The organism is Helicobacter felistomachi (assembly GCF_030296895.1).
Classification (GTDB): domain Bacteria; phylum Campylobacterota; class Campylobacteria; order Campylobacterales; family Helicobacteraceae; genus Helicobacter; species Helicobacter felistomachi.
The window spans coordinates 17,801-31,058 of sequence record NZ_AP028023.1 but is presented as its reverse complement, the minus strand read 5'-3'; the positions used below and the strand labels follow the sequence as shown (position 1 = coordinate 31,058).

Annotated in this window: 10 protein-coding genes; 6 read left to right on the top strand and 4 right to left on the bottom strand. The window is 42.1% G+C overall.

Annotation, left to right across the window (positions count from 1 at the left end):
• Nucleotides 1-3: 3 nt before the first annotated feature.
• On the bottom strand, nucleotides 4-1,629 hold the full coding sequence (locus QUE23_RS09375) for a replication initiation protein (protein ID WP_286349528.1): 1,626 nt from the start codon (nucleotides 1,627-1,629) through the stop codon (nucleotides 4-6).
• 1,012 nt (nucleotides 1,630-2,641) lie between these two features.
• Complete coding sequence (locus QUE23_RS09370; protein WP_281769757.1) at nucleotides 2,642-3,130, bottom strand: hypothetical protein; 489 nt, start codon at nucleotides 3,128-3,130, stop codon at nucleotides 2,642-2,644.
• A gap of 222 nt (nucleotides 3,131-3,352) precedes the next feature.
• On the opposite strand from QUE23_RS09370, the gene QUE23_RS09365 reads away from it, so the two are divergent.
• The 6 genes from QUE23_RS09365 (at nucleotide 3,353) to QUE23_RS09340 (ending at nucleotide 12,119) form a co-directional block, all read left to right on the top strand.
• Nucleotides 3,353-3,721, top strand: a complete 369-nt coding sequence (locus tag QUE23_RS09365) for a hypothetical protein (protein WP_286349527.1) — start codon at nucleotides 3,353-3,355, stop codon at nucleotides 3,719-3,721.
• Complete coding sequence (locus QUE23_RS09360; RefSeq protein WP_286349526.1) at nucleotides 3,694-6,258, top strand: hypothetical protein; 2,565 nt, start codon at nucleotides 3,694-3,696, stop codon at nucleotides 6,256-6,258. Before QUE23_RS09365 ends, QUE23_RS09360 begins: the two co-directional genes overlap by 28 nt.
• The gene (locus QUE23_RS09355; protein ID WP_286349525.1) at nucleotides 6,198-9,197 is read left to right on the top strand and encodes a tetratricopeptide repeat protein; all 3,000 of its coding nucleotides are present in this window, start codon (nucleotides 6,198-6,200) and stop codon (nucleotides 9,195-9,197) included. The genes QUE23_RS09360 and QUE23_RS09355 overlap by 61 nt, the downstream gene beginning before the upstream one ends.
• Nucleotides 9,198-9,212: 15 nt before the next feature.
• Complete coding sequence (locus QUE23_RS09350; protein WP_286349524.1) at nucleotides 9,213-10,187, top strand: HrgA protein; 975 nt, start codon at nucleotides 9,213-9,215, stop codon at nucleotides 10,185-10,187.
• Between the two features lie 116 nt (nucleotides 10,188-10,303).
• Entirely contained in the window at nucleotides 10,304-10,501 is a 198-nt protein-coding gene (locus QUE23_RS09345) for a hypothetical protein (RefSeq protein ID WP_053825855.1), read from the top strand.
• An 85-nt stretch (nucleotides 10,502-10,586) separates the two neighbouring features.
• A complete protein-coding gene (locus tag QUE23_RS09340) occupies nucleotides 10,587-12,119 on the top strand; it encodes a BspA family leucine-rich repeat surface protein (RefSeq protein WP_286349523.1) in 1,533 nt (510 codons plus the stop codon).
• A 204-nt stretch (nucleotides 12,120-12,323) separates the two neighbouring features.
• Here the strand turns inward: QUE23_RS09340 and QUE23_RS09335 are convergent, their stop codons facing one another.
• Complete coding sequence (locus QUE23_RS09335) at nucleotides 12,324-12,839, bottom strand: hypothetical protein (protein WP_286349510.1); 516 nt, start codon at nucleotides 12,837-12,839, stop codon at nucleotides 12,324-12,326.
• Nucleotides 12,829-13,038 carry a hypothetical protein gene (locus QUE23_RS09330; RefSeq protein WP_286349522.1) on the bottom strand — a complete coding sequence of 70 codons (210 nt, stop codon included), beginning with the start codon at nucleotides 13,036-13,038 and terminating at the stop codon, nucleotides 12,829-12,831. Before QUE23_RS09330 ends, QUE23_RS09335 begins: the two co-directional genes overlap by 11 nt.
• Nucleotides 13,039-13,258 lie beyond the last annotated feature (220 nt).

Here is a 13,258-nt window from a genome sequence, read left to right as displayed (position 1 = left end):
TTTTCACTTTGCTCTCTTCACAAACTCTCTAAGCAAGCTCTCGTGATCTTCAAAAAAGTATATGAAGCAATCAGGAAATCCTTTAGGGATGAATTTTAGATAGGCTTGGTTTAAAGAGCGCAGACGCTCGGCATAGCTACGATCTGTGTGATCGGTTGTGTTGATCTTAAAGACACCCATCAGCTTAGCATTATCACCTCCAAAAGAACCTACCATCAAGAGCTTAACACTTTTAAAGTGGTATTCAAAGTCTTTGGTAAACAAAGGACCACTAAGCCCTATAAAACTATTAAGGGTTTTTAACTCTTGCTTGTTGTAATGATCTCTCTTACTTCTTACCTCTTCTCTAGCTTTCTTTTCTTGTTTCTCTTTCTCTTCTTTTTGGATTTGCGCCATGGTGTCTTTAAAGCGGTTTTGTGTGTGGCGTTTGAGAATAGCTTTTTGCATGTCAAGATGGGGGTGAGGCATAAAGTGAAAGGTGATGCCCACAACTTTATTGCCCTTGCCTTTTTTGATTTTTGTATAAAAGATGGTTTCATAGGGTAAAGAGCGATCGGGATTTTCAGGGTTATAGCCTTCATCAATGGGGACACCTAGCTCTCTGCAGGCGGGTTTTAATATCGTATCGGTGTCCTTAACTGACAAACTCTTAGGTATCCCCATAAACTCTTTAAACCCTTCAAAGTCGCTCTTGTAGGTAAGCACCTCGCACATGCAAAGCTTTTTCACATCCTCAAAGCGCACCAACAATCGATACAGAGCTTTGGCATATTTACTTCTCAAGGACATAAAAATCTTTAATTGCAAAGAAGTGAAGTTTGCACTAAGGTTATTGAGTAAATGGGTGAAATAGGGGGTGTTGATGCCAACTTCTATGTAGCGAAGCTTGGGGGTTTTGTCTGAAACGATTGTAAAGTGCTTGAATAGAAAGCAATTTGTTTCCTTAGTCAATTCTTCACCATTTTCTACAAAACGCATGATTTTCCAGAAGTTAGCCATTCTGATATTTTTCCAAAGTGTGCGCACCACTCTTAATAAGTTGTCTCCATCAATTTTGGGTGTACCGATCATCTCTTTGACTTCATGGGGTTCAAAGCGTATACAAGTATCGCCTTGATCTTTGAGGCGGTTGAATAAGGCAAAGAGCAAGTTACTTTCCCATGCCCCAAGCTTTCCTAGATTAACCTTGTAAATGTCATTGTGTAGGGTTACTCTAGTTGAATCGGCTATGCGTAAGTCTTTAGCAAGCACAGCGTTTTTAGACACATTTTGGGGAGCTTGTGCTGTGTTTTCTTGTTGATTCTGCTTTGTGTCTTGGTTTAAAGGTGTGGCTAGCTGTGAGTTTTCAACTTGTGGGATAACTTGCTCTTGTTTGAGAGTTTGTTGCACTTGAGCTTGTGGTGCATTTGTAGGTGTTTGGGGTAAGCCTTCTTTGACTGGCCTTTGTTCTTGGTTTTCTTGGGGGAATTGGGGGCTTTGCGTTGGTGTTAAGGCTAAAAGTTTTTTTACGCATTCAGTTTTTTCCTGTTTTAAAATATCTTTAAGTGCTTGATTTGTTTCAACATCTATTAGAACTTGGAGTTTTACGATCTCATTACTCAAAACTTGTTTTTGATCCTGAATAACCATCTTTCAACACCTTTCTTTGCTGAGCTTATTATGGTAATTGTAGCATAAATTAAGGATTTTATGTAATTTACCCCTTAAATATGCCGAATTTACCCCTTAAATATGCCGAATTTACCCCTTAAATTGCCGAATTTACCCCTTATTTAGGTTTATTGAAGCACTGGAAACTCCGTGGGCAACGCAGTTTGTGAAGCCCACAAGGTCGCCCTACAAAATGGTTTACAAAGTGGTTGACAAAGTTCTTACGCACGCACGAGAAAATTTGGTTAAGCTAAGTTTGCAAAAAAACAAAGGACAAGGCACAATTAAGGTAAGCCAAGCTTACGCTTGGCATCTATATGCTCTTGGGGGCAAGCCCCCAAACCCCCAAGAGAGGGTTTTGAAGTGAGAATTTGAGTTTTGGTCTTGAAGTATCTATGACTATGGGGCAATCATGTCTCTTTGGAGAGAGTGAAAACTGATTGATTCAGGACAATTATGTCTTTGGAGAGTAAGATGAAGAAAAGCAATAAAACAAACATAGCGTTTAAAGAGCCTTTAAAGGGTCGTAGAGCGCAAGGTTAGGGGTGGAGAGTATATCAAACATGGTTTGTGGGTTGAAAGCGATTGTGGGGGATTGTAGATAGAAAGACCAACACGGCGTATGAGAGCAAAAAGCTTGCGCCAAGATCAATCATCATTAAGATGTTTTTTACGAATTTTATGCGATAATACAGACGAAATTAAATCGGGGGGCTCCCCCGGTTCTCTTTGAGGGTTTCTTTTCTATTATTGTTTCTGGTTTCTTCAATCTCCCTAGTATCCCTTGTTTCATACTCGGTCTGACCAACCTAAAAACCGACATTCTAAGTGTTTATTAGATGTTGCAATAAAAACTCCAAAAAGTATTCAATCTTCTCGTATGCAAGGCTTACAATCCGTTTAGAGTGGCTTGTTCTATCACTTGGGGCATAGATAGAAAGCCTAGGATAAGCAATAATGTTAACCTTATAATAGTTAGGCAGCTTTAAATCTATTTTTTATTGAGATGGCAGAAATCTCTAAAATCTAACCTATGCTTTCTAAAGTCAAAAATCAGATTTTGCAAATGGTTCTGTTTGATGACAACCACAATAGACCCTAGTGTCAAATTGGATAACAAGTAAGAATTGTAGGCTTTTACATCGGTCCTTTGTATATAAGCCACATGCTCTCGAATGAGTCTGTCCCGGCTCACACGCTTGTTGATCTTCTCTATCTCTCTGCTTAGGTAAGGCGCATCTACAATCCAAGCTGGACTACCAACCACTAACTGCATGCAAAAATCCACAATGTTTCTTAGATAAATCTCTGCCTGGGCGATCTTTGGAGTGAGTCTAGCATTGAACTCTAAACTAGCGTTGTGTTTGGCAATGTCATTTCCATAGGATATAAGCCGCTCTAAAGATATGAGATTTCTCACATCGCTTTTAAAAGCTTGCACTTGTGCGTAAAGGGTCTCTATACTGATGTTGTCTTTCATGACTAGTAAGAGTATCTAAGTTTCTCTTTGTGATTTTACAAACAAGCCCACAATTCATTTAAATCTGCTACAATAGCCTTTTTATTTTTCTAAAAAAAAGGAAATCTATGCCTAGCTCTACTTGCGCTGTGCGGGGGGGGGGGGGGGGGGGGGGGTAACTCTCTCTAGTGTTGTTTTAGTTGTTTTTAGGGTTAGCGTGGCTGGCTTTGGATGGGAGCTGGTATGCTGGATGTCTTAAAAATTGCCGAGCAGTGGCAGGCAAGCAGCGCTACACAGGCGAGCACAGATGTCATCTTGCATTACACGGCTTTAAAAGAAAAGTGGGGTAAATACGCCCCCTTAAGGCATAAACGGGATTTACAAAACGAGGCGTTTGGCTCTAAAAACACGGAGCTTTACGGGTTTTTAAATCCTTGCAGATACGACATTTTGCCCTTGTGTGTGCGTTTAATGCCCGAAGATGCCCCCTTACAAGCAGTCAATGAGACATTAGGCGCTTGCAAGACACCCTCTCTAGATGATTACCAAGCACAACAAAACAAATTTAAAGAGACCCTAAAGACATGCTGGCAACAGCTAGAGCCCTTTTAAAAGACACGCCCCAACTGACACAGGCTCAAAAGCTACAAGGCTGGTTTATCTTTGCCGAGTTGGAGCGCGCCCGTTGTTTAGAAGCGTGGCAAGCGTTTTACAAACTCTACAAAGAGGATTGCAAGACAAAGGGAAAGAAAAAGCTCATTTGGCATGAGATGCAAGAGGTGGCTAGGGGTGCTTACACTGCTTTTAGCCAATCTTTTAACGCCTTAATGAAGGGTTTAACCCAACTTTTAGAATGCGCCAATGGTCTAAGTGGGGTGCAGGCGTTACGCCAATTGGTAAGCAATTCACATAATGGCAAAGTAGATTTATATATCTATTGCGATGAAAAGGCTTTAGAAAAGCTCTTAAGCCTTAAAGATGCGCTGGGGGCGGTGGTAAGTCAAGATGCCAAAGTCTTAGAGACCAAAAAGACCTTGGAGCAAAAAATCACTGCGTGCCAAGAGGAATTGCCCAAATACCTTGCCCTTTTAGATCAGGCTACAGATAAAAGTTGGCAAGAGCGTAACCAAATTAAAGCACCCTTTGAGAGATTAACAAAGAATTTAGGGCAAGATATACAAGCCCTATTTGAGGCGTGTGATGCGAGCTTGGGTGTAGAGGTGATGCGCCAAGTTTTGGGGGTTGAGAAGGCAAGCAGGGCGGATAATTACGATGAATCGGGGTTTAAAAGCGCTCTAGAAAAGCAGGTGCTTAAACCCTTGGAGGAGTGCTTTAAAACCTTGGGGCTAGCCCTTGAGCCACAAATCGCCCTAAATATGTTGAAGACTTGGCTACAAGATGTCATTGCCCAAATTACAAAATCTCTTGGCGCTCTAGACCAGACTTACAAACAACTGGCTAAAGAGGGCATTGTGAGCAAAGAAGAAATTGATGCCCTTTATAAATCCCTAGATCAAGGCTTAGAGCCTTTAAAAGAGAGTTTAAAGGCGTTTGTGGCGGGTAGTGAGGATGAAAACATTGCCAAAATGGGCGCAGAGGCTTTAAACAATGTGGGGTCTGTCAGATACTTAGAAAAATCCCTACCGCTCATAGAGAGCATGTTAAAGGCAAGCAATGTTAGCCCCCAATCTGAAGCGATGGTATCCACCCGTGAATTAAAGGCGCTCAAAGCCCGCCAAAATATGACAAATCTAAAGGTCTATTACCAAGCCTTTAAAGAGCTTTGGGCGCAGTATAAACCCCTTGAGGACCAACAAGAACGGCAAAAGCAAGTCTTTAAAGCCAAACGCCAAGTCCTCTGTGATCTCTTAGATTATGAACCCCTAGAGGTTTTAAATCTATACAGGTGGAACATTGAGGATAAGGACACTAAAGAAGCCTTGGACAAGTGTTATCGGGATTGGATGGTTGAAAAATACGATGTTCCAGACTTAGGCACCTACCAAAAAGACAGACAAAAGTTTCAAGACAAACTCAATGGCTTTTCTAGGGGCGTGGCTGATTTGTTAGCCTCATCCCCCAAACTCACAGAGCCAGAGAGGCTGAAGGGGTGGTGGCATTATATAGAGCTTAAAAGGCTAGATTGCCAAAAGGCTTATAGCACATTTGTACAACTTTATAAGGAAGAGTGCAAAACAAAGGGCAAAAAGAGCATTGGCTATAGGAATATTGAGGGGGAGGCTAAGGAGGCTTGGGATGCCTTGCAATCTAGATTAAATTATTCTTTCCCTGATGATTTAAAAAGAATGCTCCAATACACAGCGCGTGTTTCTGGGGTGGGACGATTACGCAAGCTGATTGGGGAATATACAGCTGCGTACCAAAGACGCAATTTCTCAGAAAATGAAAATGATTTCAAGAAACAGCTTTTAGAGTTTCAAGAGGCGATGGCTTGCATTGAAAGCATTGATGATAAAGTCATAGAGGCTAAGGGAGTGTTAGAACAAGGCATGTCCCAATGCCAAGAGAAGTTACAAGAGTGCAACACCCTTTTAGGCCAAGAGGGCCTCACTTGGGAGCAAAAAAGACAGGTCAAAAAGCCTTTTGAAGAAGCGTGCGGGGGCTTGATTGTAAAGGCACGAGACTTATTAGAAGCGGTGGATGTAAGTTTAGGCGTAGCCCCAGCACGCCAAGCACTAGACACGCTGGCAAACAAGGCAAGAGATGGTAAGACATACAACACCCCCGCTTTTCAAAAATTCCTAGAAGATGAGGTGTTAAAGCCGTTAGAGCAAAGATTTTTAAGCTTTAAAGAAACCCCCAATTTGCAAATAGCCCTAGATGCCTTTAAATCTATTTTACAAAATGCCTTGCAAGAAATTACAAAGGCGTCTTTAGACCTAGAGCCCACTTACCAACAACTCCAAGCCGAGGGGTTTGTGGATACAAATTTATGCTCTCAGCTTAAAGAGGGCATGGACGCGCAAGCAAAGGCATTGGGTGAGGGTGTCGATCATTTGTTAAAAGTCCTTGATGAGAGCGCCACACAAGTGCTTAAAAAGGCTTGGGATGATTTTAACGGTTGGTGGTGGGGCTGGCGGCGGGGCAAAAAAGCTCTAGCACAGATGGGGCGATTTTTAGCGCTTTAGAAGCCGCATTAGACAGCCTAGCACACTTAAAAACCCCGCAAAAAAGCGATGCCCTAAAAGCCTTAGAACAAACCCTAGAGTTTTTAGACAGCAAACACGCCACAGAATTACAACGCAATAATGTGTGCGTCTATTTGGTTGATCTTGAGGGGGGTTTAAAAACCTTGTTGCAAGAAGCTAAGCAGCTACAAAGTGATATTAGTAAAGAAGAAGAGCTAAGCACCACAAGCGTAGAAAAAGCCCAAGGGAGAGCCCAAAATACGCTTAAAAATCTCTTAGAACTCTTAAACCCCGACACTGCTAAAGAGCTAGCAGCCTTAAGCGCCGAGTGGGCGGCTTTACATGGGTATTTTACAACCCAAGAGCAGACCTATAACCAAGAGCAAAAACACCAAGAGGCAAACCTAGAGAGCCAAGCCCTAGAAAATGTGCTAAAAACTCTCAAAGAGGGCTTTAAACAAAAACTATTAGAGGGGTTAGAACAACTAGAGGCAAAAATATCAAAGTTAAACACCGCCTTAGACAATTTTAAAGCAAGCCAATTTTTTAAAGCACTTATCAAACCCCTTTGGTTTTATCAAGGCGATAACTTTAAAGCCTATGAGGACTACTTACAAGCAAGTAAAAAAGATAATCCGGAAGCCCTTTTAGAACTAGGCAAAATGACATTAAAGGGCGTGGTGGTGGTGCCCTCTGTAGAGAAAGCCAGGGAGCATTTTAAAAAGGCGGCAAACCTAGGCTCGATTCGGGCAGTTACAGAGCTGGGGCTATCCTACTTAGGGGCTAATGGGATAAATAAGCAAGATGCCAAAGAGGCGTTTGACTACCTTGCAAAGGTCTTAGTTTTAGGCGACATGAAGGCGTATGTGGGGCTAGAAAAGCTAAGGCATTTTGAAGAGTTTGGACATGAAATGGATACCCTAAACGATGCGCTGCTAAAGGACGCGATGAAGCCTTGTAAGGCTGGGCATTGGTTTGGGTTTGATAGCTACATTAAAGACCCAAGTGGCGCTGATTATGATGCATGGTTAGCCTTGCAAGAAGTGCAAGGGGAGTGCGCCTACCACCACCATTTTTACGAGGACGCGCACATTGACAAAGAATATGGGATCGACCCCGATTACAGAGAAAGCTACATTGAATCTTACTTTGAGGATTTCTTTGAGTCAGGCGTTTGTGCCACGATGCAGGGGCATAACGCCCGCTTGAACTTAAGTATTTTAAAGACCATTGAAAAGGTCTATGGCACGCCTAATAAAAAGGACTATCAAGAGGCGTATGAAAATGCCAAAGAGGCGTATTTATGGGGCATTGCCCTAGGCAGTGGGCGCTGTGCCTTAGAATTAGCCTATTTGGAGCTAGAGCAACCTACGCACTTTAACCTAAGCCCCAATAAGGCACAAAATGCCCTTTTAGAGACTAACCATAGAGCCATTGGCTATTTTAAAAAGGCGTTAGAGCTAGGCTACAATGTGGCTTTAGTGCCGCTCGCCAACACGCTGGGCAAACAAAAGGCTTTACTAGCCAAAGCCCCCAAGCACCCTTTAAACGCTCTTTTAGCCAAATATGAAAGCGATGCCAAAGAATTAGCCAGCCTTGCACCTAAATTCATCGATAAAAGCATGGGCTTTGGAGGTCCATTGGGGGTTAAAGAACATTTCACGCCCGCATTTTGGCAACACCAAGATTTAGAAAATAAAGAACAAGTTAAGGAAAAAGCAAGCAACACCAAACCCCTATGGCAGTATGGCAACAACACCAAACAAGCCTTTAAAGATTACATGGAGGCTAAGGAAAAAGGCGATGGCAAGGCGTGGCTATATCTGGGGGCGATGAGTTTAGTGGGTGTGGTTGTTCCGCCCGATCCTGTAGGGGCGGCAGCGTGCTTTGAAAGGGCAAAGGAATTAGGTGTATTGCAAGCACATTATGGCTTGCGCTTGGTCCAAACACCCCTAGAGTACAGCCCCTATGGACAAGGCGACTATAAAAACCCGCTCAAAGCCGTGGAGATTCAAGAAGGGTTGGAACGTATTTTTCCCCTTGATCCTAATGGCAAAGCGTTAGAAACCCCTAAAGACACTCTTGAGAGCTGGATCTTTGAAGAGGGGGAAATGCGTGGCAAATGGATTGCTTACGATGATGAGGAGGAAAGTTATGAACAAGATGAATTTGAAACGATCTTATCTTGCATGAGAGATCAGGCTAATAAGGGCGATACCCCTATGTATGCGTTTGAGGGGCTTTTACGCATGGAGGTGGGCACAAGAGAGTCGCACACTTGGGGCTTGCCCTACCTTAAACCTAGGGAGCAAAAAAACTTATTGCGCTGCCAAGCCAACAAATCTTATGAAGCCATCACACAAGCCATTAAAGCGGGCTATGTGGATGGGTATTATTTGTTGGCTCAAGGGGTGCATGGCTTGCGTGGGTTTTATAACTCTTTAGAGGTGTTGCGTACCAAAATCATTAACGAAACAGGCAATGATGAGTTTGATGGCGAAATTTATGGGGGTGAGGAAGATTATTTAGAGGGGCTAGCCCCAGATGACCCTAAAGATACCGGTAAGGCCTTTTACGCTAAAAAACGCAAGGAAAGCCTAGAGGCAGGCACAAAGGCAGGCTCGGCTCTGTGTGCTGTCTCTTTAGTAGGGCTGTTAGAAAAAGAGCAAGCGGGCTTAAAAACCGATACGCTCTTAGAAAAACGTGATGAATGGATTGCTCTTTTGAAACCCTTTTGGGAGGGGCAACAACACTACCAAGCCCTTAATAAAATCATAGAGCTTTTAGAAGGCCAAATTGAAGATTGCAACGATGCAAAAGAGCAACAAGGCTACCAAGAAAGCCTGGATGTCTACCTGGCGCATTTAGACAAAGTGGGCTGTGATGGGGAGACTATGGCAGCGATGTATAGCGAAGTATCCGAGTGGCTGATTTTTTAATTCTAAGGAGAACAAATGAAACAAGACTACCTAGAAATTGTCCTAGCTGTGCTCAAAGAAGCCAAAGCCCCTGTGTCGATTTACGATCTTTACACAAGGGCGCAAGAACTCCATAAAGCACACAAGATCGATAAAATGTTTAGCACAGCCGAGCATTTGACTTACTTCCCTGCGTATAAGGCTTTAAAAAATGGGGAGGAAGTGCCCTTTGTGCAAGTGGAGGGCAAACCCATCAGCATTGCCCTTAAAGAATATGCGGACAATGTAGTTGAGAGCACAACCCAACTAAGCTCTCCAGCTTCTCATAAAGCAGAAACCCATCACGAACGCACATTGCACCCTCTACTAGCCTATTTTGTCCAATACAAATGGGGCGCACACACCAAGACCATTAAACACGAAAGCGCACTCAAAGCCAAACAGGGCAAAAACTCTTGGCTTTATCCAGATATGGTGGGGGCGAGTTTTGCGTATAAGAACTTCGATCCGGCTTTGCGTGAGTTTGTGGAGAACTTTGATATTTTGCCCTTGAAACTCTTTTCTTTTGAACTCAAAAAGCAAGTGGATTTAAGCAACTGTAGAGAACATTACTTCCAAGCCATCAGCAACAGCTCTTGGGCCAACGAGGGTTATTTAGTGGCTGAAAAGCTAAACACTGGGGACAACGATTTAATGGATTTGCTCAAACGATTGCACGCAAGCTTTGGCATAGGTGTGATTGTGTTAAACACTGAGGACTTGAAAAAAAGTCAGGTGCTCTTAAATGCAAGGTTTAAAGACAATTTAGACCACACGATGCTAGGCGAGTTGTCTAAGAACTCTCCGGATTTTCAAGAGTTTTTAAAAGCCTTGAGCCTTTATCACGGAGCGATTAAGGCAAATATGAGCGAACAAACAAACTTTCAGGCCTTTGACAGTGTCCTAAGCCCTAAGAGCTTAGAAGAATACATCAAGGTGGAGATTTTAAAACTAGAGCCACAAGAGAGCTAACCCATAGAAAGGAGTAGCTATGTCTGTGCTGCCTTAATAAGGCTAGCTCTTAAGAGCTAGGGGGTTTGGTTGTGTGTGAGAAATGAAACAAAGCTTAAATTAAAAAAGGAAAAACGATGGCGATTGGATCAGCGGAAATTAGAAGTGGCGCACTCCATGTACGGGATGAAAAAGGCAAACAATTGTTCCAAAGAACCGTGAGTTCGACAGATGTGCTTGTGGGATTTACGGCAACTTCCGTAACCCTTAAAAGGAGTGGTGGGGTTTATACCTATGACGAAAAAGGACACCAAACAGGTTTTCATGTAGGCTGAACCCCTATTTCAAGCCCTAACCAGGGCACGCCTTTAGGATAGCCACAAGCTATCCGCCCACAAAATTTTAAAAAAAGGATAAACAATGGCAACCACACAAAAACGCTATTTCCCCAAAACAAACGCAGAGCTCAAAAAGCTTGTCAAGGATGAGAGTATCCACTTAGCAGAGATTGATGTGAGTGGAATCAAAGATATGAGCAAGATGTTTAAAAGCAACAAACGCAAAAATTTTGAGGGGTTAGAAACTTGGGATGTGTCTAATGTAGTAAGTATGGCAGAAATGTTTTTCAAAGCAACCCACTTCAACCACGACATTTCAAACTGGGATGTGTCTGGGGTTACGGATATGCATGGGATGTTTTATAGTTGCAAAAAGTTTAACCAACCTTTGGAAAACTGGGATGTGTCTGGGGTTACGGATATGAGCTCAATGTTTGCTGATTGCAAAAAATTTAACCAACCATTAGAGAAGTGGGATGTGTCTAATGTAAAGAATATGAATTGCATGTTCTATGGTTGTACCGCCTTCAACCAATCTTTGGAGAATTGGGATGTTTCCAAGGTAGAGTACATGAGCAATATGTTTTCTAATTGCACTAACTTCAATCAACCCCTAGACAACTGGAATGTTTCCAAGGTGACAGATATGAGTTATATATTCTATGGTTGCACTTCCTTCAATCAGCCCTTGGAGAATTGGGATGTCTCCAAAGTAAAGGCTATGAGCTATATGTTTTCTAATTGCACTAACTTCAATCAACCCCTAGACAACTGGAATGTCTCTGGAGTAAAGAGCATGAATGAAATGTTCAAGTTTTGCACTTCCTTCAACCACGACATTTCAAACTGGAATGTGTCTGGGGTTACGGATATGCATGAGATGTTTTATAGTTGCAAAAAGTTTAACCAACCTTTGGATAATTGGGATGTGTCAAAGGTGAAAGATATGTCGTACATGTTTGGAAGTTGCGAAGCCTTCAATCAACCTCTAAACAAGTGGGATGTTTCTGGGGTAGAGCGTATGAACGGTATGTTTTTTAGCTGTACAAACTTCAACCAACCATTAGAGAAGTGGGATGTTTCCAATAAAACAGAAATGAGCAACATATTTAATCGTTGCAAAGCCTTCAATCAATCTTTGGAGAATTGGGATGTTTCTAAAGTGAAGCATATGAATTCAATGTTCCAAGGTTGCTCCAATTTCAACCAACCATTAGAGAAGTGGGATGTGTCTAATGTAAAGAATATGAATTACATGTTCCATGGTTGTACCGCCTTCAACCAATCTTTGGAGAATTGGGATGTTTCCAAGGTAGAGTACATGAGCAATATGTTCTATGGCTGCACTTCTTTCAATCAGCCCTTGGAGAATTGGGATGTCTCCAAGGTAGAGTACATGAGCTATATGTTTTCTAATTGCACTAACTTCAATCAACCCCTAGACAACTGGAATGTTTCCAAGGTGACAGATATGAGTTATATATTCTATGGTTGCACTTCCTTCAATCAGTCTTTAGACAAATGGGACGTATCTACAAAGCAGTCCGTCTCTACAATATTTAATGAGGGGTGCAAAGCACTTAAAAAGTTTCCTAAGTGGTGTGATAAAAGATAAAAAAGAAGAAAAGATTAAAACACCAAAGCCCCGCAGGGCAAATTTACCAAACGAACTTGTGAGTGTCCCCTGAAAAGGGGTGGGTAAATTTAAAATTTCCCAGCCCTATAAAAGGGACGCTCGCTAGCTCACTCTGGGAACTTGCCACGCCATCGCTGTGGAGACTTTCAGCGTGCCACAGATAACAGATAAACAAAGTGGGTTTTAATTAAAAAAGCGCACCATCTTGATTAACCCATCGTTGTCAATGGGTAGAGCTTTAAATAAATGCCGCTCATAGAATTTTATAACCTTTTCAACATTGATAGAATCGATTAACACAAACTTGCCACCAAAATATCTGCGCCCCTCCTCAATTATAGCGATGGCGTGGCGCAAAAGTTCACCCCCACTAATTGTGGAACGATCATCTTTGCCCAGCTGTCCTAGTATCATGCATGGCAATCGTTCTAAATGTGGATTATGGCTTGTGCTGAGTTTTTTGATGCGTGTCTTGCTAAGACCCTTTGTTTCAAGTATATTGAGTGCAAGGGAGAAAAAGCCTTCAATTTTGCCCTCTTGTGAGAAAAGAATATATGTCCTAGCGTGGTGGGACACTTCTAGGCTTAGAGCTTTATTGTGGAGAAAATCTTGCAAATCTGTATTTTTCGAACATCTAAAGCTTTCTAACAATGTCTCTATATAGGGCGCATCGAGTAGCTCGCTCAAACTAACGAGCACTCTGCACCATCATTTTGATTTTTTCTAAAAACTCTGGTGTAGGTTTTGATAGGGGGGTTATTGATTTTTTGATCTCATTATCCATGACTCTAATTTTTTCCATTTGTCCTGGACTGCACGCTTCTAAGAGAGCTCTCTCAACACCTTCTTTATCCTCAATCCCATCAAAGCTCACTGGCTCTAACATTGTCTTGGTCATTGAACGCTCCATTTTTTAAGGTTTGCACACTTTACACTTTCTTTGATTAAGATGCACTCAAGTTTTTGTAATGTCCGAGATTATGGTTCTCTGTTTCTCATTTCTTGCACTAAAAATAATCCAAAACCCCAAGAAATGAAAATGCTATCGCTCTATCGCCCGATTAATAGGTGTTAAAAAGTTTTATTAAAAGGATTGTGTTTTGATAGTTTTATTATCG